23 protein-coding genes are annotated in these 25,233 nt (G+C 71.2%); 9 read left to right on the plus strand and 14 right to left on the minus strand.

Annotation, left to right across the window (positions count from 1 at the left end):
- Positions 1–1,708: 1,708 nt before the first annotated feature.
- Genes K1T34_RS27215 through cofC form a run of 3 tightly spaced genes read right to left on the minus strand, consistent with a single transcriptional unit; the run spans position 1,709 to position 5,837 of the window.
- The gene (locus tag K1T34_RS27215) at positions 1,709–2,662 is read right to left on the minus strand and encodes an NUDIX hydrolase (RefSeq protein WP_220237626.1); all 954 of its coding nucleotides are present in this window, start codon (positions 2,660–2,662) and stop codon (positions 1,709–1,711) included.
- On the minus strand, positions 2,659–5,148 hold the full coding sequence (locus tag K1T34_RS27220; protein WP_220237627.1) for an RNA degradosome polyphosphate kinase: 2,490 nt from the start codon (positions 5,146–5,148) through the stop codon (positions 2,659–2,661). Before K1T34_RS27220 ends, K1T34_RS27215 begins: the two co-directional genes overlap by 4 nt.
- Positions 5,149–5,204: 56 nt before the next feature.
- A complete protein-coding gene (cofC, locus tag K1T34_RS27225; protein WP_220237628.1) occupies positions 5,205–5,837 on the minus strand; it encodes a 2-phospho-L-lactate guanylyltransferase in 633 nt (210 codons plus the stop codon).
- 112 nt (positions 5,838–5,949) lie between these two features.
- Here cofC and K1T34_RS27230 point away from each other — a divergent pair, with 112 nt between their 5' ends.
- From K1T34_RS27230 to K1T34_RS27240, 3 genes are all read left to right on the plus strand, one after another.
- The gene (locus tag K1T34_RS27230) at positions 5,950–6,654 is read left to right on the plus strand and encodes a 1-acyl-sn-glycerol-3-phosphate acyltransferase (RefSeq protein ID WP_220237629.1); all 705 of its coding nucleotides are present in this window, start codon (positions 5,950–5,952) and stop codon (positions 6,652–6,654) included.
- Positions 6,654–7,679, plus strand: coding sequence for an NAD(P)H-dependent glycerol-3-phosphate dehydrogenase (locus K1T34_RS27235; protein WP_220237630.1), 1,026 nt, complete (start codon positions 6,654–6,656; stop codon positions 7,677–7,679). Before K1T34_RS27230 ends, K1T34_RS27235 begins: the two co-directional genes overlap by 1 nt.
- A 188-nt stretch (positions 7,680–7,867) precedes the next feature.
- Complete coding sequence (locus K1T34_RS27240) at positions 7,868–8,347, plus strand: cysteine dioxygenase family protein (RefSeq protein WP_220237631.1); 480 nt, start codon at positions 7,868–7,870, stop codon at positions 8,345–8,347.
- Positions 8,348–8,351: 4 nt separating this feature from the next.
- Here the strand turns inward: K1T34_RS27240 and K1T34_RS27245 are convergent, their stop codons facing one another.
- The 7 genes from K1T34_RS27245 to K1T34_RS27275 form a co-directional block, all read right to left on the minus strand.
- Entirely contained in the window at positions 8,352–9,350 is a 999-nt protein-coding gene (locus tag K1T34_RS27245; RefSeq protein WP_220237632.1) for an asparaginase, read from the minus strand.
- A 9-nt stretch (positions 9,351–9,359) separates the two neighbouring features.
- Positions 9,360–10,181: a class I SAM-dependent methyltransferase gene (locus K1T34_RS27250; RefSeq protein ID WP_220237633.1), complete on the minus strand. Its 822-nt coding sequence runs from the start codon at positions 10,179–10,181 to the stop codon at positions 9,360–9,362.
- Positions 10,178–10,555, minus strand: coding sequence for a VOC family protein (locus K1T34_RS27255; protein WP_220237634.1), 378 nt, complete (start codon positions 10,553–10,555; stop codon positions 10,178–10,180). The genes K1T34_RS27250 and K1T34_RS27255 overlap by 4 nt, the downstream gene beginning before the upstream one ends.
- A gap of 76 nt (positions 10,556–10,631) precedes the next feature.
- The gene (locus K1T34_RS27260) at positions 10,632–12,197 is read right to left on the minus strand and encodes a PQQ-binding-like beta-propeller repeat protein (protein WP_220237635.1); all 1,566 of its coding nucleotides are present in this window, start codon (positions 12,195–12,197) and stop codon (positions 10,632–10,634) included.
- 77 nt (positions 12,198–12,274) lie between these two features.
- Positions 12,275–13,006, minus strand: a complete 732-nt coding sequence (locus K1T34_RS27265; protein ID WP_220237636.1) for an FAD:protein FMN transferase — start codon at positions 13,004–13,006, stop codon at positions 12,275–12,277.
- Positions 13,006–13,416, minus strand: coding sequence for an FMN-binding protein (locus tag K1T34_RS27270; protein WP_220237637.1), 411 nt, complete (start codon positions 13,414–13,416; stop codon positions 13,006–13,008). Before K1T34_RS27270 ends, K1T34_RS27265 begins: the two co-directional genes overlap by 1 nt.
- A gap of 10 nt (positions 13,417–13,426) precedes the next feature.
- Positions 13,427–14,782 carry a ferric reductase-like transmembrane domain-containing protein gene (locus K1T34_RS27275; RefSeq protein WP_220237638.1) on the minus strand — a complete coding sequence of 452 codons (1,356 nt, stop codon included), beginning with the start codon at positions 14,780–14,782 and terminating at the stop codon, positions 13,427–13,429.
- 139 nt (positions 14,783–14,921) lie between these two features.
- Here K1T34_RS27275 and K1T34_RS27280 point away from each other — a divergent pair, with 139 nt between their 5' ends.
- The gene (locus tag K1T34_RS27280; protein WP_220237639.1) at positions 14,922–15,623 is read left to right on the plus strand and encodes a response regulator transcription factor; all 702 of its coding nucleotides are present in this window, start codon (positions 14,922–14,924) and stop codon (positions 15,621–15,623) included.
- Positions 15,620–17,071 carry a cell wall metabolism sensor histidine kinase WalK gene (locus K1T34_RS27285; protein WP_220237640.1) on the plus strand — a complete coding sequence of 484 codons (1,452 nt, stop codon included), beginning with the start codon at positions 15,620–15,622 and terminating at the stop codon, positions 17,069–17,071. Before K1T34_RS27280 ends, K1T34_RS27285 begins: the two co-directional genes overlap by 4 nt.
- Here the strand turns inward: K1T34_RS27285 and K1T34_RS27290 are convergent.
- Positions 17,043–17,717, minus strand: a complete 675-nt coding sequence (locus K1T34_RS27290) for a pyridoxamine 5'-phosphate oxidase family protein (RefSeq protein WP_220237641.1) — start codon at positions 17,715–17,717, stop codon at positions 17,043–17,045. The genes K1T34_RS27285 and K1T34_RS27290 overlap by 29 nt on opposite strands.
- 94 nt (positions 17,718–17,811) lie before the next feature.
- Here K1T34_RS27290 and K1T34_RS27295 point away from each other — a divergent pair, with 94 nt between their 5' ends.
- Both K1T34_RS27295 and K1T34_RS27300 read left to right on the plus strand, forming a co-directional pair.
- A complete protein-coding gene (locus K1T34_RS27295; RefSeq protein WP_220237642.1) occupies positions 17,812–19,182 on the plus strand; it encodes a PLP-dependent aminotransferase family protein in 1,371 nt (456 codons plus the stop codon).
- Positions 19,183–19,921: 739 nt separating this feature from the next.
- Positions 19,922–21,019: a D-alanine--D-alanine ligase family protein gene (locus K1T34_RS27300; RefSeq protein ID WP_220237643.1), complete on the plus strand. Its 1,098-nt coding sequence runs from the start codon at positions 19,922–19,924 to the stop codon at positions 21,017–21,019.
- A 46-nt stretch (positions 21,020–21,065) separates the two neighbouring features.
- On the opposite strand, the gene K1T34_RS27305 is transcribed toward K1T34_RS27300, so the two are convergent.
- Complete coding sequence (locus K1T34_RS27305; protein ID WP_220237644.1) at positions 21,066–21,590, minus strand: hypothetical protein; 525 nt, start codon at positions 21,588–21,590, stop codon at positions 21,066–21,068.
- A gap of 394 nt (positions 21,591–21,984) precedes the next feature.
- Here K1T34_RS27305 and K1T34_RS27310 point away from each other — a divergent pair, with 394 nt between their 5' ends.
- The gene (locus tag K1T34_RS27310) at positions 21,985–23,334 is read left to right on the plus strand and encodes an MFS transporter (RefSeq protein WP_220237645.1); all 1,350 of its coding nucleotides are present in this window, start codon (positions 21,985–21,987) and stop codon (positions 23,332–23,334) included.
- Here K1T34_RS27310 and K1T34_RS27315 read toward each other — a convergent pair.
- A complete protein-coding gene (locus tag K1T34_RS27315) occupies positions 23,315–23,860 on the minus strand; it encodes a DUF3515 domain-containing protein (RefSeq protein ID WP_220237646.1) in 546 nt (181 codons plus the stop codon). The two genes, K1T34_RS27310 and K1T34_RS27315, sit on opposite strands and share 20 nt — an antisense overlap.
- Positions 23,861–23,879: 19 nt before the next feature.
- Positions 23,880–24,113 (minus strand): Lrp/AsnC family transcriptional regulator, encoded by a 234-nt coding sequence (locus K1T34_RS27320; RefSeq protein WP_220237647.1) that lies wholly within the window; start codon positions 24,111–24,113, stop codon positions 23,880–23,882.
- Between the two features lie 138 nt (positions 24,114–24,251).
- Here K1T34_RS27320 and K1T34_RS27325 point away from each other — a divergent pair, with 138 nt between their 5' ends.
- Complete coding sequence (locus K1T34_RS27325; RefSeq protein WP_220237648.1) at positions 24,252–25,214, plus strand: thiamine-phosphate kinase; 963 nt, start codon at positions 24,252–24,254, stop codon at positions 25,212–25,214.
- Positions 25,215–25,233 lie beyond the last annotated feature (19 nt).

The following is a 25,233-nucleotide window of genomic DNA, read 5'->3' on the forward strand; positions in this document are numbered from 1 at the left end:
GCCATCGGGTCTGTCCGGTGTACTTCTGCAGGCCGGCTCCCGCGAGCATCGCAATGCCGAGGCCGGCAATCGCCAGGCACGCCTGCGATAGATCACTGTGGCACTCGCTTACCGCCCGACTGCGGCACGGTGGAATGCGGGGACGCGCAATCAACTCCCAGCTTCCTATCAGCGGAATCGCCGCCCAGCTCACGGTGCGGCCTCGGCCTCGGGCCGGCAGCTCTGCCACGCGGCGGATGTCAGGACGCGAACGTGGCCTGGGAAATGAGGGCGCTATCGCGCATTCCTCGCACTCTTGATCCGCAGGACGCCTTAGGCACGACGCACCGGAAATGGTGTGCTACCTGCGTGTTCGCGCTCTCCGGCCCAGGCAAGAGTGCGAACGGCGTGGTCGCGCGGCGAGTTCCGTCGCCTTCTTCTCGCATCTGTCGGGAGAGCGGCTGCGCCCGAACGAGCCGGGATGGCTGTGGTGCGGTGAGCTGGAAGTGGTGCGCTACCTGCATGATCGGCTCGTGGGCCGCGCGAGGTTGGGTGCAGCGTGGCGGCGGGGTGGGGTGCCGCAGCTGTCTTCTCGTATTTGTCGGGGCGGCGAGGTTGTGCCGGAACGGCTGGGACGGGTGCGGTGCGCTGCGAATAGTGCGCCGCCTGCATGCTGGCGCGCTCGATCCGCGCGGCGGAGCGGCGGGGTGCTGCCGCGGTCTTCCCCTTGCCTGCAGGGAGTGGCTGCGATCCCCACCGGGACGGCCGGGGTGGGCGTGGTGCGATGCGCTGGAAATGGTGCGCTACTACCTGCATGTTCGCGCTTTCGGTCCACGCGAGGTTGGGTAAGCCGTGGTCGGGCGGCGAGGCTCAGGCGCTCCTCGATCATCTCTCCGGAGATCGGCCGTGGTGCTCAACCGGAATGGCTGGAGTGGTCGGGCTCGCGGCGTGCGTGACGCCGGGGTTTGGTCTGCTGGGTGAAGGTAGTGGCACCGCGCCGGGGTGCGGTGTCCTCGGCCGCAGGAGGGCTGCTGCGGCGTTGGGAAGTGGCGCGCAGCTCGGTGTTCTTCCCGGGGCTGAGCTTGCAACGTGGCTGGGAGGGCCGGGGAAGCGGGGGCGTGCCGCGCGGACCTTGCCGCACGTTGTCGTGGGCCTGCGGTGCGCGGGAGGAGCGCGGCGGAACCGACGTTCGAGGCTGTGGTTACCGGGATCCCACGGGGAAGGACGCGGGAGCGGCGGGACCGTCGGGTGGATCGGCTGCGGGGCAACACATCCGAGGTCCGGCTGGCAGATATGGCCTGGAGCTGCGGATTCACCCCTCAACGCAGAGCGAGGAAGGCTCAGCCGAGATCGTTGCCCCACCGGGGAGTCGTGGGCTGGGGGCGTCGCTGGGCCGACGAGGGCCACAGCGCGGCCGAGGGTTCTGCGGAGGCGAGACGGACAGCCCACGGCGAGCCTGAGCGCCCCTGCCGACGGTCCCACGACCCAAGTCGGGATGAAATTTCGCCCCCAGCCCGAGCGCTTGATCCGCCGTTCGGGCGGACTTGTGTACCCATAGCCGGCCAACCTCGGCGGGAATAGTCCTCTCTATAGAATCCCCGCGAAGCCACCCCGCGAATAGCGATCCGCCCACTTTTCGAGCCCATTCGAACACCGCCATTCCCCGAAACGCGGAAGGCCTCCCCGCGGCGACAACAGCCGGCGGGGAGGCCCGAACAGAAGAACTGCGTCAGTGTTGCGAAGGGGCGGGTGCGGGCAACGGCGTCGGGTAGTAGTCCGCGCCGGCGAGGCGCGGGCCGATGTCGCCGGACGGCGGGAGGAAGGAAAGGACCCAGAGGGAGCCCTTCTTGCTGGGCACGACGCCCCCGCGGGCGGCGGCGAGCTCGGTGCCGTCGCGGTCGGCCAGGGCGCTGATCAGGTCCGGGATCACGCCGCCCTGACTGGCGATCAAGGGGGTACCCCCGCCGCCGGCGATGGCGAGGAGGCGGGCGATCCCGAGGACCGGGTCGGGCCAGTAGCCCTCTTCCGAGAGGAGGTTCTCGTGGCGCACGTCGACGCCCAGGTCCTCCGCGACGCCTCGCACGGTCTGCACGCACCGCAGGCGCGGGGCCGAAAAAACCCGGTCCGGCCCGAAACAAGGCAACAGGGTGCGCAGGGCTTCGGCTTGGCGCTGGCCGGCGTCGGACAGGGGGCGCAGGTCGTCGTCGCCGGTCCAGTCGTCGCGTTTGCCTGCCTTGGCGTGGCGGACGAGCAGCACGGTGATCAGCGACACCGGCAGCGCGCAGAACTCGCGCAGCACGCGCACGTCCGTGTCGCGCGTGAGGAGGCGCTCGGCCGCGACCGCGTCGAGCCAGCGCAGCTCGTCGACCTCGTGGTTGGCCAGGAAAGTTCCCGACACGGCTTCGCCGCTGAAGTAGTCGACGGTCTTCTTCAGCATGCCACCGCCGCTGCGGGCGGGCACGTCGTACGCGCTCTGCGCGACGTGGCGCCCCAGCACGACGCGGTAGCCGGTTTCCTCCCACACCTCCCGCACCGCGGTGGCGGCGAGGGTCTCACCCGAATCGACCTTGCCCTTCGGCAATGACCAGTCGTCGTAACGAGGCCGGTGCACCAGGGCGACTTCGAACCCGTCACCGGCGCGGCGCCACAGCACCGCACCGGCTGCGCGGACGTCCACGCTCATCCGGCGGCCCCGTGCAGCTTCGCGAGCTCCACCTGGTGGTCGCGCACCTGAGAACCGGCGGCGGGTGAGGGCTGCCACTCGCCGGTGGCCGTGAGGACCCAGCACCGCGTGGTCGGGTCGAGCGCCGAGTCGAGCACGGCGTCGAGCTGCTGCGTGAGCTTCGTGTCCTTCACGCGCACCAGCGCTTCGATACGACGATCGAGGTTGCGGTGCATCATGTCGGCGCTGCCGATCCAGTGCGTGCCGCCGGCGCGGAAGTGGAACACCCGCGAGTGCTCCAGGAACCGGCCCAGGATCGAGCGGACGCGGATGTTCTCCGACAGCCCCTCAACACCCGGCTTCAGCGCGCAGATCCCGCGCACCACCACGTCGACGGGCACTCCGGCCTGCGAAGCGTGGTACAGCGCGTCGATCACCTGCTCGTCGACGAGCGAGTTGCACTTGATCCGGATCCCGGCGTCCTGCCCGGCGCGCGCGAGCTCGATCTCCTCGCCGATCGCGCGCACGATGCCGCGGCGGATGCCGTGGGGCGACGTGAGGATCGTGCGGTAGGTGTCCTGCCGCGAGTAGCCCGTGAGCACGTTGAACAGGTCGGTCACGTCGGCGCCGATGCTCGGGTCGGCGGTGAACAGGCCGATGTCCTCGTACAGGCGCGCGGTCTTCGGGTTGTAGTTGCCGGTGCCGATGTGGCAGTAGCGCCGGATGGTCGAGCCTTCCTGGCGCACGATCATCGACACCTTGCAGTGGGTCTTGAGCCCGACGAGGCCGTAGACCACGTGCACGCCCGCGCGCTCCAGCGTGCGCGCCCACGTGATGTTGGCCTGCTCATCGAAGCGCGCCTTGATCTCGACCAATGCCACGACCTGCTTGCCGGCCTCGGCGGCGTCGATCAGCGCGTCGACGATCGGGGAGTCGCCCGATGTGCGGTAGAGCGTCTGCTTGATCGCCAGCACCTTCGAGTCGGCCGCGGCCTGCTCGATGAAGCGCTGCACGCTCGTGGAGAACGAGTCGTACGGGTGGTGCACCAGCACGTCGCCCTCGCGCAGCGTCGCGAACACGCTCTTGGGCGTCTCGCGCTCGCCGAACGCCGGGTGCGTCGCCGGCACGAACGACCGGTCCTTGAGCTCCTTGCGGTCCACACCGGACAGCTGGTGCAGGCAGGTCAGGTCGAGCAGACCCGGCACCTCGACGACGTCGGCCGGGTCCACCTCGAGCTCGCGCAGCAACAGCTCGAGCATGTGCTCGCTCATGTCCTCCGCGACCTCGAGCCGCACGGGCGGGCCGAAGCGCCGCTGCGCGAGCTCGCGTTCGAGTGCCTGCAGGAGGTCCTCGTCGCGGTCTTCCTCGACCTCGAAGTCGGCGTTGCGGGTGACGCGGAACACGTGGTGCTCCGTCACCTCCATGCCGGTGAACAGCTCGCCCAGGTGCGCGGCGATCAGCTCCTCCAGCGGCAGGAACGTGGCCGTGCGGCTGGTGCGTTCGGGCTCCACGCGCATGAGGCGCGGCACGTTGCTCGGCACCTTCACACGGGCGAAGCGCTCCGTGCCGCCCTGCGGGTCGCGCACCGTCACCGCGAGGTTGAGCGACAGGCCCGAGATGTACGGGAACGGGTGCGCCGGGTCGACGGCCAGCGGCGTGAGCACCGGGAAGATCTGCTCCGAGAAGTAGCTCGACAGGCGCAGCTGGTCGGCGCCGGCGAGGTCCGCCCACCCGACGAGCTGGATGTCCTGCTTCGCGAGCTCCGGGCGCAGGTGATTTTCGAACGCGCCGATGTGGCGCTCCACCAGGTCCTGGTTGCGCTTGGCGATGTAGTCCAGCTGCTCGCGCGGCGTGAGGCCGTCGGCGCTGCGCACGGACAGGCCGGTGTCGTCGCGGCGCTTCAGGCCGGCCACGCGGACCATGTAGAACTCGTCCAAATTGGACGCGAAGATGGCGAGGAACTTCGCCCGCTCCAGCAGCGGCTGCGACTCGTCCTCGGCGAGGGCGAGCACCCGCGCGTTGAAGTCGAGCCAGGACAGCTCGCGGTTGAAGTACCGGTCGTCGGGCAGCGTCTCGACGGCGGTCGGCGCGCTCGAGGTGACAGCAGGCGGAGCCGAGGGCACGCCGCGGAAATCGTCACCCGACGCGTCGACCGCGGCCGTGGTGCGCCGGGCCGCGGGCCGGGCGGTCTCCGTGGTGGCCACGGCCGTGGCCGCGGTGGTCTTGCGGGCCCGCGAGGTTTTCACCGGCGCGGTTTTCGGCTCGCTCTTGGCGGTCTTGGCCTTGCCGGCGGCGTTGGTGCCCGCCTTGGCAGCGGTCGCGCGGGCGGCCGTGGTCACCGCGTCGGCGGAAGCGACGCTCTTGCTCGGAGGCGTCTTCTTCGCTGCGCTGGTGTGTCGTGCGGGGCTTCCAGGCGCCTCAGCTTTCGCCGCGCTGGCCCTGCGCCGCCGGGCGGGCTGTCCGTTCCGGGCGGATGTGCTGGCGTCGTCTGTGCTCACGACGCCCATTGTTCACTACGAAGCAGCAGTTTGCGCAGACCGCGGTGAAGGTCAAATGAACACCTTCAGCCCAATGGGACGGATTCGTCGGGCAGCAGTGCCGCCGTGCGTTTGCCGACGCCGAGCGCGCGCACGTGCTCGAGATCGTCCGAAGTGTCCACGTCGCTGCGCAACGACACCACCGCCCCGGCCAGCCGGACGGCTCCGGAATCGGTGTGCCGCTGGGCGGAATCGGCGCCGAACCGCGGGTCGAGCAGCGCGCCGGGAGCCGACAGCAGCAGCGTGGTGCCGGTGCCCTGGAGGTCCGCGACGAACGCGCGCCGCCCGGCTGCCTCGGCCAGCGCGTCGGCGAAATCGCCCGCGCGCAGGGCCGGCAGGTCGGCCTGCAGGGCGCCGACGATTCCGTCCGGTTCGTCGTCGCGCAGCAGAGCCGCTCCGTGACGCAGGGCTTCGTTCAGCCCGCCGTCGCCCGGTTCGGTCACCAGCTCCACGCCGAGCCCGGCCAGTTCGGACACCGCCGCCGGGTCCGCGGCCACGACCAGCACTCGCCGCACGCCGGCCACCGACGTGACCGCCGCCAGGGTGTCGTACGCCAGCGCCAGCACCAGCTCGGCGTGCTCCGCTTCGACGACCGCGCCACGCAGGCGCGACTTGCCCACGCGGGGGTGTTTCAACGGCACGACCAGGTCCACGTCCACGTGTCCATCTTTACCCGAAAGCTCCGTGGTGCGTGGTGAGCGCACCCTCCCTGGACTGCGTGAACCCCGGCGCGGCAGGATCTGCCGGAGTGGATCGTTCGGAGGAGGAGACTTGGCACGGCGTGAGAAGGGCGGCTTCTGGGTGGGGTTGGCCGCGTTCGTGTTCTACCCGCTGACCCGGATCGGGAAGCGGTCGTACCTCGGCGCGGAGAAGATTCCGCGCCAGGGCCCGGCGGTGCTCGTGCTGAACCACATCTCCCACCTCGACCCGGTGGTGGATGCGGTGTTCGTGCACCGCCAGAAGCGCGTGCCGCGGTTCTTCCTCAAGGACAGCCTGCTCAAGGTCCCGGTCCTCGGGAAGATCGCGACCGCGTCAGGGCAGATCCCGGTGTCGCGCAACTCCAGCGCGGCGGGCGACAGCCTCCGGGCCGCGCACGAGGCACTGGCCGAGGGCAAGATCGTCGTGATCTACCCCGAGGGCACGATCACGAAGGATCCGGCCGGCTGGCCCAAGGAGTCGTTCACAGGTGTCGCGCGGCTGGCGCTGCAGAACGACGCGCCGGTGATCCCGATCGCACGCTGGGGTACCAACCAGATCTACAACGGCTACACGAAGAAGTTCACGCCGTTCCCGCGCAAGACCGTCACGCACCTCGTCGGCGACCCGCTCGACCTGTCGGCCTACGCGAACGCCAACCCCCGCAGCGCCTCGACGCTGCGTGAGGTGACCAAGCTGATGATGGACGAGGTCACCCGGCTGCTCGCCGAGATCCGCCGCGAGGAGCCGCCCGTGAAGAAGCCGGAGGACGGCGCCTGATGGCCGCCTTCGCCACCGACGTCCAGCGGGTGACGGTGCTCGGCGCCGGCTCGTGGGGCACGGCGTTCGCCAAGGTCCTCGGCGACGCCGGCCGCGACGTGACCGTGTGGGCGCGCCGCGAGTCGGTCGCCGAGGAGATCACGACGCGGCATTCGAACGAGTCGTACCTGCCCGGCACCCGGCTGCCCGAGCGCATCACGGCGACGGCCGATCCGGCCGCGGCGCTCGACGGCGCGCAGGCCGTGGTGCTCGGCGTGCCGAGCCAGAGCCTGCGGCAGAACCTCACCGCGTGGCAGCCGCTGCTGCCGCCCGGGGCCATCCTCGTGAGCCTGGCCAAGGGCGTGGAGCTGGGCACGCTCAAGCGGATGAGCGAGGTGATCGCCGAGCTGGCGAAGGTCGACGCGGGCGAGATCGTGGTCGTTTCCGGGCCGAACCTGGCCCGCGAGATCGCCGCGGCGCAACCGGCCGCGGCGGTGCTGGCCTGTGCGGACCACGAGCGCGCGGTGGCGATCCAGCGGGCGAGCTCGAACCAGTACTACCGCCCGTACACCAACACCGACGTCGTCGGCTGCGAGCTCGGCGGCGCGTGCAAGAACGTGATCGCGCTCAGCTGCGGCATGGCCGCGGGCCTCGGTCTCGGCGCCAACACGATGGCGACGCTGATCACCCGCGGCCTCGCGGAGATAGCGCGCCTGGGCACGAAGCTCGGCGCCGACCCGCTCACGTTCGCGGGCCTCGCGGGCGTCGGCGACCTGGTGGCCACGTGCTCCTCGCCGCTGTCGCGCAACCGCACCTTCGGCGAACGGCTGGGCCGCGGCGACACGCTGGAGCAGGCGCAGGCCGCCACCGGCGGGCAGGTCGCGGAGGGCGTCACGTCGTGCTCGTCGATCCGCGAGCTGGCGCGCAGCCTGGGCGTGGACATGCCGATCACCGACGCGATGCACCGCGTGTGCCACGAGGGCGTGGACCCGCGCCGGGCCGGCGCGGAGCTGCTGGGGCGCTCGCAGAAGCACGAGTGGAGCTGATCTCCCAGGGGCTGGGAAGCGGTTGACCGCCGGGGCCGGCGCTGGTTCGCTGTCGGCGTGACGATGTGCCTGATGACCGCGCGGCCGGGGTCCTGTGACCTCCGCCCGGTCATGCCGTCGTGTCGCTGTTGTCGGTGAACCCAGCCCCGGCCCAGCTTTCTCCCCCTTTTCTCCTGCGAGGAACGACCATGTTCGCCGTCCCGGACAACACCCTGCTGCGTCCCGAGAATCCCGCCCTGCGCCACCCGGTGCGTGTCGCCCTTCAGGTGGCCGCAGACCGCGAACGCTGGGCGAACCTCCTGCGCTACGACCCCGACGAGCGCTTCTCCGCCCTCGTGGAACGCGGCGACGGCCAGGAGGTCTGGCTGCTGAGCTGGCTGCCCGGCCAGCACACCGACCTGCACGACCACGAGTTCTCGACCGGCGCGTTCACGGTCGTCTCGGGGCGGCTGACCGAGACCGTCGCGCGCCGCTCACCCGACGGCCGCGCGGTCACCGAGGTGCACGCGCTGGCCGCCGGGCAGTCGCGCGTGTTCGGACCCGGGTATGTGCACGAGATGCGCAACGACGGGCCCGACCCGGCGATCAGCGTGCACGTCTACCGCGACGGGCCGCGCGCGATGCGGCTGTACCACATGGATCCGCTCGGTGGTCCGGTCCGGGACTGACGCCTCAGCGGTCCAGGTCGCCACGCAGGCGGAACTCCTGCTCGACGCGTTCCCGCGAGGCGCCGGTGGCGAGCAGGACCTGAAGCAGGACGCGGGCTTTGCGGGGGTCGAGCCAGCCGGCCATCGTCGCGCCGAGGCGGATCAGGCTCGACTCGGAGCCGTGGAAACCGTAGGTGCCGCGGAACGTCGTGCCCGCGCCGGTGCGTGAGGCGACGACGATCGGCACCTTCGCGCCGGCGATCACGTCGGCGGTCCCGCGCGAAACGTGGCCGACGCCGCTGGCCGCCACGACCACCCCGCCGGCGCCGCCGTCGAGGACGAGCTTGAGCAGTTCGCCGGAATCCGCGATGCCCGCTTCCAGCAACGGAACCAGCCCCGAGAAGTCGGCGCTTTCCACCTGAAGCGCTGACGGACGTCCGCCGGCCGGGTGGAAGTAGTGCACGTTGCGTTCCGCGACGAGCCCGAGCGGTCCCGCCGGGTTCGAGGAAAACGCTTCGAGGTGGCTCGCGTGTGCCTTGCGCACCCAGCGCGCCGAGTGCACGTCGTCGTTGAACGCCACGAGCGCACCGCGCCCGCGGCTGCGGGGTTCGGCCGCGACGGTCAGCGCCGCAAGAAGGTTGGCGGCGCCGTCGGCGCTGGGCAGGCTCGGGTTGCGCATCGCCCCGGTGACGACCACCGGCACATCGTGGGGCCAGGTCAGCTCGAAGAAGTACGCCGTCTCCTCGAGGGTGTCCGTGCCCTGCACCACGACGAGTCCCGCCGCGCCCGCCGCCACCTGCTTCAGACCCCAATCGCGGGTCCGCAGCAGCGTCTCGTAGTCCATCGACGCGCTGGAGATGCCGGCGAGCGTGGCCGCCGTGAGGTCCATCGGCAGGTCGGTGCCGAGGTCGCCGAGCAGGTCCTCGGCGGTCAGCCGCGGCACCACCCCGTCTTCGATCGAGCGGCCGGGGGCCATGGAAATGGTGCCGCCCAGTGCGGCGACGGCGACAAGAGCACGAGTCATGCCCGCACTCTAGGAAATCTTCGCCGCCTGCAGGGTGTAGCTCGCCGCGAGGCGCCGCGGGTTCTCCCGCAGCCGCCATTCGCCGCCGTCGACTTGGCGCATTTCGTTCGGCAACGCGTTCCACGGCACGGTGTCGTGCTCGGTGAACGCGGTGAGCGTGAGGCCGTTGTCCAGCAGCGCTGTGATGATTTCGCCCAGCGAATGGTTCCACGAGTGCGTGGTGCTGTTCACGATGGGACCGTCGGACTCGACGTAGGTGGTTTCCTCGGCGAAGACGAGCGGTTCGGTGTGCTCGAAATACTCGTACTTCGGCCAGCCGTGCTCGGATTCGTCGTCGAGGGTCCACAACATCGGGTGGCCCTCGCGCAGGAACAACCGTCCGCCCGGCTTCAGCAGCCGCGCCACGACCGTGGCCCACTGGGCGATCCGCGGCAGCCAGCACAGCGCACCGATGCCGGTGTAGACGAGGTCGAACGCGCCGTCGCCGAACACGTCGACAGCGTCGTACGTGTTGGCCTCGTGGTAGTCGATCTCCGCGCCGACGCTGTCCGCGAGCTTGCGCGCTTCCGCCAGCGAGCCGGGGGAGAGGTCGAGGCCGGACATCCGCGCGCCCAGGCGGGACAAGGAAAGCGTGTCCGTGCCGATGTGGCACTGCAGGTGCACGCCGCGCAGGCCCGAGACGTCACCGAGGCGCGGGAGGTCGAACCGCACGACGTCGCTGAGGTACCCGGGGTCCGTGCGGAAGCGCTCGAAGCCGTAGTACTCGGACTTCGCGTGCACGGCCGCGCGCTCGTCCCAATTGGCGCGGTTGAGGTCGAACGACTCGGTCACTTCGCTGCCTTTTCGGCCTTGCTGCGGAGTACGCAGAATTCGTTGCCTTCCGGGTCGTGGAGCACGGCCCAGCCGGTGCCGTCGGCGTTGCGCTGGTCGTCGAACATCGTGGCGCCGGCGGCGAGCAGGCGCTCGACCTCGTCGTCGCGCGGGCCTTCGGGCGTGAGGCACAGGTGGATGCGGTTCTTCACGGTCTTGGTCTCTGGCACGCGGATGAACAGCAGCGTGCCGCCGTGGTCGAGCTCGATGCCGACCTCCGGGTCACCCGGCTCGTCCTCCTCGGCGACGGGCCGGCCGAGGACGCCGCTCCAGAACTGGGCCAGCGCATACGGATCGGCGCAGTCGAAGGTGGTGTTCTCGACGATGGACGGCATCGGTCTCCCCTGTTCGGTCGCGGTGATCGCAGTCTGCCCGAAAAGAACGGTCTCACGCGAGGCGGTTTCGCCGACCTCAGCCGGGGAAGCCGACGACCGGCGCGGGCGTGCCGCCGTACGTGCTGCGCGCCAAGACGATCGCGCCCGGCGCCGGCACGAGCCGCAGGTCCGACAGCGGGCCCGAGCCGTCCATCCGCACCACCCGGCTGGTCGGCGCGCTGCCGTCGAAGCTCTGCACGAACAGGGTCAGGTCGCGGCCGGTGTCCTGGCACGCGCGGAGATACGTGTGCCGGGTGGTGGCGTCGGCCGAGCGCACGGGGCATGCGCCGAGGTCGATCGGGTGCGTGGTGCCGGTGCCGGGGTCGAGGGCCTCGGCGGACGTCTTTTCCTCTTCGGTCACGGGAATCGGTCCCACGTCCATCCGCACCCACCGCGACGCGTCCGGCTGGGCCAGCAGCCGGCCCGTCTCGGTGTCGTACAGGCCGTTGAGGACCGAGCCGGGAGCGGCGGCGCGGCCGACGAGCCGCAGCCACACGACGGCACCGTCGGTGGTGGTGGCGGGGGAGATGGCGAGCCGTTCATCGTCGGGTCCAGTGGTCTCGACCACATGGCGCCAGCGTTCGTGCCCGGTCACCTCGTCGAGCGCGACGAGTCCCGCGGAACGCCCGCACTCCAGCGCGGCGAGCACCACCGTCCGGGCTTGCGCGGGCAAGGTGTACGGGTTCACGCACCCGGCCGGCGCGGACCAGTGCCAGAGTTCGTCGCCGGTCTGGATGTCGTAGCCGGCGTACGCGTCATCGCGGATGGTCAAGGTCTTGGTGCCCACCAGGATCTCCCCTGTCTCGACGAGAACCGACGGCACCACGCGGTCGAAGCGTGCAGTGCCGGTGTCGGCGTCGAGGACGACCACCAGGTCGTTGCTGCTGTCGGTTTTCGACGCGAAAGCGGCGACGACCGTGCGCCGGTCGGCGGACGCGAGCAGCGCGTGGACGTGAGCGCCGGCCCGGGCGTAGGACCAGTCGCGGCTGCCGTCGAGCCCGTCGAGCGCCGTCACCGAACCGTCGGCGGCCGCGACGACGACCCCGTGCCCCGCGGCCACCATCGCGCTCACGTCGGCCGGTGGCTGCCAGGACCACTGTCGGCCACCGGGCTTTTCGGCCACCGGTTCGGGGGTCAGGTCCGGCACGCCGCGGGTCGTGCTCGCCGTGGCGACCCGGTCGGCGGCGAACGGCGCCCCCATCGCTGTGGCCAGCATGGCGACGGCCACCAGCAAGCCGACGGGACGGATCCGCCACGACGTGCTGTCGAGCAGCCCGACCGCCACCCCCACCGCGCCCACGGCGAGCACCGGGGTGTCCAGGCCCGGCACACCGCCACGCACGTCGAGCACCAGCCGCACCACGGCGGCCACGGCGGTGGCGATCCCGAGAACCGCCGCCGCGACCCGCACCTTGCGCGACCGCGCCGGCCCCAGCGCCGCGGCGACGAGCGCCCCGGCGACGAACCACAGCAGCCCCACGCCGCTCGCTCTCGTCGCGCCTCCCGACAAGAACGACGCGACCACCACGCACACCGCACCGGCAACCGTCGTCAACCGCAGCACGCTCAGTACGACGCAGCTCGCCGGTCCGCGTTTCACCACCACCGTGAACATCCGGTGACAACGACATCACGTCGGCACTGGTCGGAATCTCACCGAGTGCACTGTGGACACTCGGGTCAGGCGAGCGCGAGGCCGGGGGAGCGGTGGACGCGCCGCCGGGCGTCGACGATCAGCACGTCGCAGCCGGGTTGTTCGGCGACCCAGCTGATGCCGTCGGCGCCGAGGGCGAACGCGGCGGTGGCCAGCGCGTCGGCGTGCGTGAGGTCTTCGGCGACGACGGTGACGCTCAACAATCCGGTGGCGGGCAGACCGGTGCGGCCGTCGAGCACGTGGGCGCCGCGTTCGTACGCGGCCGAGGTGGCGACGGCGCCGTCGCGCGAGGCGACCACGGCGCACACCGCTTCGGGCTGTTCGGGGTGGCGGATGCCGACGCGCCACGGCCGTCCGGACTCCGGCTCGCCCGCGGTGACGACGTCGCCGCCGGCGTTGAGGCAGAACCGGCGTGCGCCGGCCGCGTGGAGGCGATCGGCCGCGCGCTGCACGGCCCAGCCTTTGACGACGGCGCACGGGTCCAGGCCTCGGCCCGGCAGCCGGGCGGAGAAGGCGCCGCCGGAGAGGTCTTCGTAGTACGCGCAGAGGCCGAGCACCTCGTCGAGGTCCGCACTGAGTTCGGTGGTTTCGCCGCGGTCGTAGCGGCATACTTCGCTGCCGGAGCGGAACGGACTGAAGCGGGCGTCGACCTCGCGCAGCCACCGGAACGTGTCGGCGACGGCGCCGGTGAAGTCTCCTTCGTCGCGCAGGTCGAGCGACACGGGCAGCCCCATCACCTGCTCGACGTGCGTGGCCATCACGAGCCCATCGCGTCGAGCGCCGCCTGCAGCGACTTGATGTACGACTCGCTGGTCTGCGTCGCGCCCGAGACGGTGTCGATGTCCGCGCTCTGCGCCTGCAGGGCTTCCTCGCGCAGCAGCGGGATCGCGGCGACGCCGCGGCCGCTGTCCGGCTGCTGCACGAGGGTGACGTTGGTGATCCGGCTGCCGGAGAAGGACACCTGCACCTGCACGGTGCCGAACTCGGTCGGCTCGGCGCTGCCCCGCGTGGTCACGGAGCCGGAACCGGCCGAAGTGGACGGTGCGGCGCCGGCTGTCGGAGCAGGGGCGCTCGTGGTGGTGCTGCTCGTCGCCGGCGTCGGGTCAAACCGCCACACGGCCACGAACCCGGCGATCGACAGCGCGACCACGAAAATGGTCTTCTTCATCGGAAGCTCCTCACGCGGCCAGGCTGAAGCGTTCGGCGTGGACCTGGGTGCCGGGCACGCGCAGCTCCCGCAGGCTGCGCAGCACGGCCGACGTCATCCCGGGCGGACCGCAGACGAACACGTCGCGGTCGCCGATGTCCGGCACCAGCGCGTGGAGCGCGGCGGGACCGAGCACGGGGCCGTGGGGACCGTGCAGATCCGACGGTCCACTGAGGACGTGCACGACCGCGCCGCGGGCCTTGGCCAGCGCGTGCAGCTCGGGCAGAAGCACGGCGTCGGCCGGTGTCCGCACGCGGTAGAGCAGCACGACGTGGCCGCTCACGTCTTCGAGCAACGCGCGGATCGGCGTGATGCCGACGCCGCCGGCGACCAGCAGCGCGTTGGGCCGTTGCTGGTGGATGGTGGTGAAGGCGCCGTACGGGCCTTCGGCGAAAACACGCGTGCCGACGCGCAGCGACCGAAGGCTCGCGCTGGAGCTGCCGACGGCTTTGGCGGTCAGCCGCAGTGTGCGGCCGTCGGGCGCGGCCGAGAGGGAGAACGGGTTGGCCTGCCACCAGCGGTCACGCGTGAGGAAGCGCCACAGGAAGAACTGCCCCGCGCGAGCCGGCAGCCGGTCGAGGTCGCGGCCGGTCATGTACACGGACACGGTGTCGGGCGACTCGGGCACCACGGCGACCACCCGCAACCGGTGCCGCAGGTTGCGTCGCAACGGCAAGAGCACGCGCCCGGCCAGCACGGCCAGACCCGCGCCCAGCCACAGCGTCCACCAGTACACACGGGCGGCCGGGTGGCTCGCGAACGACTGCCCGACGGTGATCTGGTGCGTGAAGGCCAGCACCACCGCGGCGTAGGTGTAGAGGTGCACGAAGTGCCACGTCTCGTAGGCCATCCGTTTGCGCGCGAAGCGGGCGGAAGCCGCGCCGACCACCAGGATGAGCACGAACGCGACGATCGCGCGCAGGATCCCCTCGGTGGTGTTGGCCAGCTGCACCAGCTCGTCGGCCGCGTTCGTGCGCTCGATGGCGGAGTAGCCGACGACCACCAGCACCACGTGCGCGACCAGCAGCCACAGCAGGCTGAAGCCCGTCCAGCGGTGCCACGACGTGAGCCGGTCCATACCGAGCCGGCGATCGAGCCAGGGCAGGCGCGCGACGAGCAGCAGCTGCACGGCCATGGCCTGCGCCGCGTAGATGCCGGCGAGGCGCCCAGCGCTGATCAGCGGGTCGTCCGACAGGTCGCCGACGGCGAAGAACACCGTGGCGAGCACCACGTTGGCCGCCAGGAACGCGAAGATCCACGCCTTGGCGACCACGCGGGGCGCCACCGCCGGGCGGGGCGGGACGGCGATCGGGGTCAGGACACTCACGGGGAATCCCTTCGGCTCGGGTGTCACGAACGCCAGCGTCGCCGTGGAACCTGTGGCGGATCTGGGCGGAACCTGTCGACTGGCTGTCGGCCGCGCGCTCCGCTCGCGCGCCTGCGCGGTGGTCACGGAGGATGGTGGAGTGGACAACCCGAACCCGGTGCGGCTGCTCGTCGTCGACGACGAACCGCACATCGCCGATCTCGTCGCGACCGTCGCCCGCTACGAGGGTTGGCAGGCCGTGACCGCGGGCTCGGGCGCGGCGGCGCTCAGCCGCGCGGCGGAGTTCGGACCCGACATCGTGGTGCTCGACCTGATGCTGCCGGACTTCGACGGCTTCACCGTGCTCGACCGCCTGCGCGAACACGGCAACGCCGTGCCCGTGGTCTTCCTGACGGCAAAGGACGCGACGGCCGACCGCATCGCCGGCCTGACCCGAGGTGGCGACGACTACCTCGTGAAGCCGTTCTCCGTCGAGGAGTTGATGGCGCGGATGCGGGCGGTGCTTCGCCGGAGCGCGGCCGCGCCGCCCGCGCCGCGCACCGCCGTGTTGCGCGTGGAGGACCTGACGCTCGACGAGGACACGCGCGAGGTCCGTCGCGGCGATCGGCTCGCGGAACTGACGCCGACCGAGTACGAGCTCCTGCGATACCTCATGCGCCGCTCGCCGGCCGTGCTCACGAAGGCGCAGATCCTCGACCACGTGTGGGAGTACGACTTCGGCGGCCGGTCGAATGTCGTCGAGCTGGTGATCTCGCACCTGCGCCGCAAGCTCGACGACGGTGCCGAACCGCTGATCCACACCGTGCGCGGCGTCGGCTACGTCGTGCGGGCGGGCCGGTGAAGCGGCTGCGGCGCTGGGCTCGCCGCTGGTACGCCGCGTGGCGCGCGTCGCGGCTCGGCACGCGGCTGGCGTTCGGGCTCGGCGCGCTGGCGCTGGTGGTGTTCGCGATCGTGGGGACCGTCACGGTCGGATTCATGCACGGCTACCTCGGCCGTCGTCTCGACGAACAGCTCAAGACGAGCCAGGTCGCGCAGGTGCCGGGGCTGCGCAGCTCGCACGGCAACCCGGAAATCGTCTACTCGTGGTTCTCGGCGGTGTTCGAAGTCGACCGCGGAGTGGCGACGCCGCAGCCCGGCAGCAACCTGCCGACGGACATCACGCCGCTCGCCGACGTCGCGTCCGACGCCACGCGTGGAGACGTGTTCCGCACGGTGTACCTCCACGGCGACGGGCCTTATCGCGTACGCGCGTGCCCGGTCGCGACGGATTCCGCCGGCAGCGGAACGGTGTTGCTGAGCGCGGCGCCGCAGGCGGATCTGGACAGCACGGTGCGGCAGCTGGTGCTGGTCGAGGTGATCGCGTTCCTCATCGCGCTGGCGATCCTCGTTGTGGTGGGACGGCTCGTGCTGCGCCGCGGCCTGCAGCCGTTGTCGGACATGGCGGGCACGGCGCACGACATCGCGTCGCACGACCTCACGGGGACGGCGAACCTGCCGGTGCGCGCGACGGGCGAAGGCGGCGGCGCGGAGGTGGCGGAGCTGCGCACGGCGTTCAACGTGATGCTCACGCACATCGAGTCGTCGCTCGCCGCGCGGACGGCCGCCAACGAGCGCCTTCGCCGTTTCGTGGCCGACGCGTCGCACGAGCTGCGTACGCCGCTCACGTCGATCCGGGGCTACGCCGACCTTTTCCGGTACGCGGCGGCGAACGAACCCGAGGAACGTGAGGCGCACCTGGCGAAGATCGGCGAGGAGACGGCGCGGATGAGCGTGCTCGTCGACGATCTGCTGCTGCTCGCGCGCCTCGACGCCCACGACGCGGAGCCGCCGGTGCGGCCCGAACGGGTGGACGTTGTCCCGATTGCCGAGGCCGCCGCGGACGCGTTCCGGGTGGGGCGGCCGGCGCATCCGCTGGGGGTTTCGCTGGGTACTTCGGCGGTTTTCGTCGACGCGGATCCTGTGCGGCTGCGGCAGATTTTCGACAACCTGCTGGCGAATGCGGCCGTGCACACACCTTCCGGGACGCGGGTGGGTTTGTCGGTCAGCGTTCTGGATTCCGTCGCGGTGATCCGCGTGGAGAACGCCGGGCCGGGGATCTCGCCGGAGGATCAGCAGCGGATCTTCGACCGGTTCTTCCGCGTTGACAACTCGCGCACGCGGTCGGCCGGTGGCACCGGTCTGGGCCTGTCCGTGGTGCACTCGCTGGTCGTGGAACACGGTGGCACGGTCGAAGTGACGAGCCGGCCGGGCCAGACCGTGTTCACCGTGCGGCTGCCTCTGGCTGGGTGACGCGTCCGGTGACGTGCTCGGGCACGCTCCAGCCGGCGGGCAGGTCGGCGGAGGGTTCGGGTTCGCCGAAGACAGTTGTCACCGGGAGGACGCCGGCCCAGGCTTCGTTGGCGCTCACGTCTTCCGGCTCGTCGTCGGGGCCTTCGGCGCGCAGTTTCACCGAGGCTTCCGCGAGGTCGAGCGCCAGGACGGAGACGGCGGCGAACTCCTTCGCGTTGACGCCGCGCGCGTGGTCCCACGAGCCGGGGGAGAGGTGGTCGGTGAGCACGCGCAGGGCGTGGAGCTTCTCGTCCCGGTCGGTGATGAGGCGCGCGCGGCCGAGGATGACGGCGCTGCGGTAGTTCATGGAGTGGTTGTTGACCGAGCGGGCGTAGACGATGCCGTCGAGCAGCGTGACGGTGACGCAGACGTCAAGGTCCAGTGCGGCGGTGCGCAGACTGGCCGCGCCCGTGGAACCATGCAGGTAGAGCGTGTCGCCGTCGCGGCCGTAGCCGGTGGGCAGCACGAGCGGCGCGCCGTCGCGGACGAGGCCGAGGTGGCAGATCAGGGCCTCGTCGAGCACGGCGTGCAGTGTCGCGCGGTCGGTGGCCGCGCGGTTCTTCTTGCGGCCGAGGGTCGTGCGGGGGGTCGGCGAGAGGCTCGTCATGTCCGCAGTGTCGCGCGGATGAGTGGACGTGTTGAACGGCCACTTCTTCTACACTTGGGAAGTCCACTTTTTCAGTTCGGTTCGAGGAGGATTCGTGTCGTACGCCGACACCGCGCTGCCGGTGAGCCTCGACCGTGAGGCGAGCATGCCGCTGGCCGTGCAGCTGGCCGACGCCCTGCGCGAGGCCGCCGCGAGCGGGCACCTGCGCGGCGGCGACCGGTTGCCGTCCACGCGCGCGCTGGCCGAGCGGCTCAGGGTTTCGCGCACGGTGACCTCGGCCGCGTACGAGCAGCTGCACGCCGAAGGCTGGATCGCCGGGCGCCACGGCTCCGGCACGTACGTGACGACACCGCCGACGCGCGCGGCCGCGTCGGTGTCCCCGGCGGGACCGCTCGCGCCGGAACCCGAGACGGCGCCCGTACTGGATTTGACGCCGGGCACGCCGTGGGCGGCCGGTCTGGACCGCGCGGCCTGGCGCCGCGCGTGGCGGGCGGCGGCCGACCCGGAGCCGTTGGTCCGCGCCCACCGCGCCGGCCTGCCCGAGTACCGCGCGACCGTTTCGGAACACCTGTTGCGGCACCGCGGTCTGGCCGCCGGCTCGGTCCTGGCGACGGGCGGGACCACGGCCGCCGTCGTGGAGCTCGCCGCCGCGGTGCTGCGGCGCGGCGCGGTGGTGGCGTTCGAGGAACCGGGTTACCAGCGGGCCGTGCAGGCGTTCCGGTCCGCCGGCCTGACGGTGGTGGGCGTGCCCGTCGACGAGGAGGGCCTCCGCCCCGACGCGATCCCCGCCGGCGCGCGGGCGGTCTATTGTTCGCCCGCGCACCAGTACCCGATGGGCAGCCGCATGAGCGCGGCGCGCCGCGTGGAGCTCGTGGAACGCGCCCGCGCCGACGGCATGCTCGTCATCGAGGACGACTACGACGGCGAGCTGCGCTTCGACGTCGCCCCGCTGCCCATGCTGGCCGCCCTCGCGCCCGACGTCGTCGTCCACTTGGGGACCACGAGCAAGATCCTCACTCCCACGCTCGGCGCCGGCTGGCTCGTCGCGCCCGCCTCGGTCACCGAGGCCGTGCTCGCCTACCGCGACCTCACCGGCACGCGCCCCTCCCCGGCCGGCCAGCGCGTGCTGGTGGAGCTCGCCCGCCACGGCGACCTGGGCCGCCACCTGCGCAAACTCCGCCGCGAACTCGCCGAACGCCGCTCTCTGCTGTCCGCCGCCCTCACCTCCGCCACCATCCCCATCCTCGGCGACGACGCCGGTGCCCACCTCGTGGTCCCCTTCGCGTCCGCCGCGCAGGAAACCCGCTGCTTGACCGAGGCCGAACGCCAAGGCATCCGCCTGGACGGGCTGGCCCGCCACTTCGCCGGGACGCCGACGGTGCACGGGGTGGCGCTCGGGTATGCGGGCTGCTCGCGGGAGGCTTTGGTGAGTGCGCTGCCGGCTTTGGTGGGTTTGCTTCGCTGACTGGCCGATGTACTGCGCCTTCCGCTGCGGTCGCCGCACCGCCGCGAACGGTCCAGTGGCACCGCGGTCATCGCTCTCGGCGCTGCGGGCCTTTCTCGCGAGGCTCTCGTGCCGGCGCGACCACCGGCGGGTCGGCGTCGCTGACCCCGAGGCCCGGGGGCTTCTTCGCCTGCGGTGACGAGTGGTGTGCTGCGCGAGCGGTCCGGTGGCACCTCAGCCGTCACTTTCGGTGCCGTGGGGCGCGCTTGCGAGGTTCTCGTGACGATGCCGCCGCTGGCGGCGGGTGACCCCAAGGGTGACGCTGCTTCGCCTGCGGCGGTGAGTGGCGTGCAGCGGACTGGTCCTTTGACGCCATAGCTGCTCGGCTGCGGCGTCAAAGGACCAGTCGACCCCCCGCCGATACGGCGCGCTCCTCGTCGCGGCGCGGCCGACCCTGGCCGCACCGCGTGGCCGATGTGCTCGGCCGCGGCCGGGGCCCGCGGACTCGGTGAGTGACCGGCGTCCAGCGCGAGCGGTCCCGTGGTGACCGGTGTGCAGCGCGACCGGTCCACTCGGGCAACCGGCGGGAGGCGTCCGTCACGGTCCGACTGCGCCTGCACCCGGCCGCACCCCAGCGCCGAACAAGCACCTGATCATGCCCAACCCGCACCCACCACCCCCGCCGGTGGACGGGCCGGGGGACCCGTCGCAACGCCGGGTGCGCGCCGTTGGGCGTGGTCACCCGGTACGGTGACCGACCATGAGTGCTGAGAAGATCCGCGTGGCGGTCGTGTTCGGCGGGCGCAGCAGCGAGCACACCATCTCGTGCCTGTCGGCGGGCAGCGTGATCGCGAACCTGGATCCGGAGCGCTACGAGGTGCTCCCCGTGGGCATCACCCCGCAGGGTGGCTGGGTGCTCGGCACCGGCGACCCGACGGAGCTGAGCATCCAGGGCCGCGAGCTGCCGACTGTGGAGTCCGGCCGCGCGCTCGTGCTGGCGGGCGACCCGACCAGCCGCGAGCTGCGCACCGTCGACCCCGGGCAGGCGACCGAGGTGCTCGGCACCGTCGACGTGGTCTTCCCCGTGCTGCACGGCGCGTTCGGCGAGGACGGCACCATCCAGGGCCTGCTCGAGATGGCCGACATCCCCTACGTCGGCCCGGGCGTGCTGGCCAGCGCCGCCGCCATGGACAAGGAGTACGCGAAGAAGCTGCTCGCCGCGGAAGGGCTGCCGGTGGGCACGTACGCGGCGCTCCGCCGTGGACAGTCCACTTTGGCCCAGAATGACCGGGAACGCTTGGGGCTGCCCGTTTTCGTGAAGCCCTCGCGCGCGGGCTCGTCCGTCGGGATCTCGCGCGTCACCGACTGGTCCGATGTGGACGCCGCCATCGAGCTGGCCCGTCGCACCGACCCGAAGGTGCTCGTGGAGGCCGCCGTGGTCGGGCGTGAGGTCGAGTGCGGCGTGCTGGAGTTCCCCGACGGCCGCGTGGAAGCGTCGCTGCCGGCGGAGATCCGCGTGCTCGCCGAGGGCGAGGACGCCTGGTACGACTTCGAGACCAAGTACCTCGGCGAAGACGCCGAGCTGGACATCCCGGCCAAGCTCGGCGACGCCTTCACCGACCGCCTGCGCGCCATGGCCGTCGAGGCGTTCCGCGCGCTCGACTGCCAGGGCCTGGCCCGCGTCGACTTCTTCGTCACCGAAGCCGGCGATCTCGTGATCAACGAGGTCAACACCATGCCCGGCTTCACCACGAAGTCCGCCTACCCGAAGATGTGGGAGGTCACGGGCGTCGACTACAACACGCTCCTGTCGACCCTCATCGACACCGCCATCGCCCGCGGCACCGGCCTCCGCTGACACCACACAGGGTCACCCACTTGGGTGACCCTGTGTGGTCACGTGATCAGGGGATCGACTTACCCAGCGCGAGCAACGCCGCCGGCGTCAGGAACGTGTAGAGCGACGTGACGGTCAGGATCCCGCCGAGCACCTTGCCGGGCAGCTTGCCGTAGGTCGTGGCCGTCACCGCGAGGAACGCGACCAGCCACACCACGAGGATCGAATGCAGCATCCAGCTGCCGTCGAAGAATTTCCACCACAGCAGCGGCACCACAGCTACCGCCACGGCCAGGTTGCCGACCGGCCGGAGGTCCAGGCCTCGGACAAGAGTCACGCCCAGCGTGGTGAAGAACGTGCCGTAGAACGTGACGATTCCGGCCAACGGGATGCCCGTCGCGGGCGGCGCGGTCGCGATGATCACGGCGGCTTGCAGGAGGTCCACGACGCCGGCGAGCAGCGTCACCCAGCCGACCGTGGTCAGTGGATTCGGGCCGTCCTCGACGGGTTTGGCGCCGATCCCGAGAAATGCCAAGCCGTTGAGCCAAACGGCGAGTCCCGAGACGACGAAGATCACGGTTATCGGCGGCACTGGTGATTCCTTTCCGAGGCGGAATTCGGCGCGCGACAGGTCCACTCGGCGCACCGTGGGGTCGAAAGACCAAGGGGTACAACGAGAAACGGTCGACCCGGAGCTGCGGCGATCAGGGTCGAGCGAAAGTGCAAACGGTGAAGAAAAGAAACCTCCTGACATTCCAGGCCCGATATCACGGAGAATTTCACCGGCGCCGCATTTCCCGATGATGTCGCCCGGAACAACTTGGTGTTTCCGTTGTTTCGAAATCATGAACAGCCGCAGGAAAGGACCGGACCACAACCGCCGAACCGACGAACGGCATCACCCACTACAGTGATCATCCGGTGGCACCGGGTGACGCCGACGTGGCCCGCGCGCGGCAAGCCCGAGCCAGGGCAGGAGACAACGCGTGCAGATCGCATCCCGGCTCGACCGGCTCCCGGTCACCCGCCGGCACCGGTACTTCGTCGCCGTGGTGGGGGTGGCGACATTCTTCGACCTCTACGACCTGTTCCTCGCGTCCACGATCAGCACCGTGCTCACGCACGAGTTCGGCGTCACGGCCGACGCGCTGAAGTACGTGCTCGCGTCAGCGTTCGTCGGGGCGTTCGTGGGCGCGGTTTGCCTCGGCAAGCTCGCCGACCAGCTCGGCCGGCGCCGCGCGTTCCTGCTGACGCTCGGCCTGTACTCGGTCTTCACACTGCTCGGCGCCTTCAGCACGGACGTCTGGATGCTCGTGGTCTGCCGCTTCATCGCCGGCATCGGCATCGGCGCCGAGCTCCCCGTCGCCGACGCCTACCTCGCCGACCTGCTGCCCGCCCGCGCCCGCGGCCGCGCGACAGCCTGGGCGTACACGCTCGGCTTCTGCGGCGTGCCCGTCGCCGGGTTCCTCGCGCGGGCGCTGGCCGGCCATTCGCCGCTCGGCGTCGACGGCTGGCGCTGGCTGTTCGTGATCGGCGCGCTCGGCGCCGCCGTCGTCTGGGGCCTGCGGTTCACGCTGCCGGAGTCGCCCCGCTGGCTCGCCGCTCGCGGGCGAGAGGCGGAAGCCGACGAGATCGTGCGCAAGCTCGAAGCCTCGGCGCCGCAACCGCTCCCGGAACCCGCGCCCGAACCGCCCGCGCCGGAACCCGTGCGGTTCTCCGCGCTCCTGCGCAAGCCGTGGGCGCGGCGCACGTCGATGCTCTACATCTTCCAGCTGCTGCAAGCGTTCGGCTACTACGGCTTCGGCTCGCTCGTGCCGATCGTGCTGGCCGCCAAGGGGTTCAGCCTCGTGAACTCGCTGACGTTCAGCGCGATCACGTTCCTCGGCTACCCGATCGGTTCCGCGCTCTCGATCCCCGTCATCGAACGGATCGAGCGCAAGTGGCTGATCGTCGTGAGCGCCGCGGCGATGGCGGTGTTCGGGCTCGCGTTCGGCTACTCGACAGCCGGTGTGGCGATCGCGGTGTTCGGCTTCTGCTACACCGCCGCCAGCAACGTGTTCTCCAACGCGTTCCACACCTACCAGGGCGAGCTGTTCCCGACTTCGCTGCGCGGCACGGCCGCCGGTTCGGCGTACGCGCTCTCGCGCCTGGCCACGGCGGCGATGCCGTTCATCCTGCTGCCGGTGCTGCAGGCGCAGGGCGCCACCAGGATGTTCGCCGTCGTGGCCGCCGCGATGGTGGTGCTGATCGTCGACGTCGCAGTTTTGGGGCCACGCACCACGGGCGACTCGCTGGAGGAGATCGCCGCCCGGACGGTCAGAACTTCAAGGGTTTGACCGGCAGCTTCGCGTTGACGGTGTCCGACACCGTCTGCAGGGGACCGGTCCCGGCCGAGTCGGGGACGGTCAACGCGACGTAGACGTCGCGGTCCACCACGTACCACGTGGCCGCGGCGTCTTCGGTGACCTGCAGCCACTGCACGCCGTTGACCAAGCGCAGCTGCGCGGTCGGGGTGAGCTCCGGCGGCCGGTCGAGCCCGCACCGCAGCACGATCGCGTCGCCGTCACCCCAGGCGACGGTGGCCTTCGGCGCGGGCTGGGCGAGCGTGCGCCGGACGAGGTCCTGGCCGTTGGACTTCAAGGTCGAGGGCAGCGCGTCGACGACCGTCGTGCACGCCTGCGTGGTCGCCTGAGGGGCGGGAACGGCGACGAGTGGGAGCGGTCCACTCGCGACGCCCTCGCCGCTGAGCGCCGATTTCTTCGTCACCGCGAAGACGGCGACCACCACGGCCAGCGCGACCACGAGCACGGCCGCGACCACGAGGACCACCCGCGGGGGTGCGCCGGTGTCGGAATCTGCCACCCCCGAAGTGCACCACGTCTCAGAGGTGGACCACCGGGCAGGTCAGGGTTCGGGTGATGCCTTCCACGTTCTGCACCTTCGCGACCACGAGCTGGCCCAGCTGGTCCACGGTCTCCGCGGTCGCGCGCACGATCACGTCGTAGGGACCGGTGACATCCTCCGAGCTGGTGACGCCCGGCACACCGGAGATCTCCGCCGCCACCGCGGCCGCCTTGCCGACCTCGGTCTGGATGAGGATGTATGCGTGGACCACGGCGTGCCCTTTCGTCGGTAGCGATGGAGTCGAGGTAGGAACGGTGTAGGCAAGGTATCGCCAGCCCCGGGAAAAACCTAGGGGATCCGACTGTCGGTGGTCGAGGCTTCGTACACGGAGAGAAACAGGAGGTGACCGGTGTCACCGGACGATGGCTCGGTGGCCGGGACAGGCGAGTTCGCGCTGATCCAGGCGGTCACCAACGGGCGTCGCCAGCCGGCGGCAACGCTGCTCGGCCCGGGCGACGACGCGGCCGTGGTCGCAGCGCCCGACGGCCGCGTAGTGGCGACCACGGACGTGCTGGTCCAGGGCGTGCACTTCCGCCTCGACTGGTCGAGCCCCGAGCAGGTGGGGCGCAAGGCCGTGGCGGTGAACCTGTCGGACGTCGCGGCCATGGGCGCGAAACCGACCACGGTCCTCGTGGGCTTCGCGTGTCCACCGGACACTCCCGCCCAGCTCGTGACCGAGATCATGAACGGCATGTGGGCCGAGGCGACCCGCGGCGGCGTCGGGGTGTCCGGCGGCGACATGGTGAGCGCCGACCAGATCGTGATCAGTGTCACCGCGTTGGGTGACCTCGAAGACCGTGAACCCGTGACGCGCTCCGGCGCCCGGCCCGGCGACGTCCTCGCCGTCTGCGGGCGACTCGGCTGGGCGGCGGCGGGATTGGCCGTGCTGCGGCGAGGGTTCCGTTCGCCGGTCGGGGTCGTGAACGCGCAGCGCTGCCCGGAACCGCCGTACCCGGCCGGGCCGCAGGCCGCGCTGGCCGGCGCGACGTCGATGATCGACATCTCCGACGGGCTGCTCGCCGACCTGGGGCACATCGCCAAGGCGTCGGACGTCGGGCTCGACGTGAGCACCGCGGAGCTCGAGATTTCCACGCGGCTGCAGGAAGTGGGTTCCGCGCTCGGCGCCGACCCGCTGCACTGGGTGCTCACCGGTGGTGAAGACCACGCGCTGGCGGCGACGTTCCCGCCATTCGACGAGCTGCCGGAGGGCTGGCGCAAGATCGGCGCGGTGACGATGCCGGGATCCGGCGTGACCGTGGACGGCAAGGATTATGGTCACGAAGGCGGTTGGGAGCACTGGCAGCAGCACTAGCCTCGTCGTCGTGGAGATC

This window comes from Amycolatopsis sp. DSM 110486, assembly GCF_019468465.1.
In the GTDB taxonomy this organism is placed as follows: domain Bacteria; phylum Actinomycetota; class Actinomycetes; order Mycobacteriales; family Pseudonocardiaceae; genus Amycolatopsis.

What these genes read in the sequence shown, in the direction of transcription:
- K1T34_RS27215 (WP_220237626.1), bottom strand. Translation starts at nt 2,662, where the DNA reads ATGAGCGTGGACGTCCGCGCAGCCGGTGCGGTGCTGTGGCGCCGCGCC.
- K1T34_RS27300 (WP_220237643.1), top strand. Translation starts at nt 19,922, where the DNA reads ATGAGTGCTGAGAAGATCCGCGTGGCGGTCGTGTTCGGCGGGCGCAGC.
- K1T34_RS27265 (WP_220237636.1), bottom strand. Translation starts at nt 13,006, where the DNA reads ATGGCCACGCACGTCGAGCAGGTGATGGGGCTGCCCGTGTCGCTCGAC.
- K1T34_RS27220 (WP_220237627.1), bottom strand. Translation starts at nt 5,148, where the DNA reads ATGGGCGTCGTGAGCACAGACGACGCCAGCACATCCGCCCGGAACGGA.
- K1T34_RS27245 (WP_220237632.1), bottom strand. Translation starts at nt 9,350, where the DNA reads ATGACTCGTGCTCTTGTCGCCGTCGCCGCACTGGGCGGCACCATTTCC.
- K1T34_RS27235 (WP_220237630.1), top strand. Translation starts at nt 6,654, where the DNA reads ATGGCCGCCTTCGCCACCGACGTCCAGCGGGTGACGGTGCTCGGCGCC.
- K1T34_RS27290 (WP_220237641.1), bottom strand. Translation starts at nt 17,717, where the DNA reads ATGACGAGCCTCTCGCCGACCCCCCGCACGACCCTCGGCCGCAAGAAG.
- K1T34_RS27255 (WP_220237634.1), bottom strand. Translation starts at nt 10,555, where the DNA reads ATGCCGTCCATCGTCGAGAACACCACCTTCGACTGCGCCGATCCGTAT.
- K1T34_RS27270 (WP_220237637.1), bottom strand. Translation starts at nt 13,416, where the DNA reads ATGAAGAAGACCATTTTCGTGGTCGCGCTGTCGATCGCCGGGTTCGTG.
- K1T34_RS27240 (WP_220237631.1), top strand. Translation starts at nt 7,868, where the DNA reads ATGTTCGCCGTCCCGGACAACACCCTGCTGCGTCCCGAGAATCCCGCC.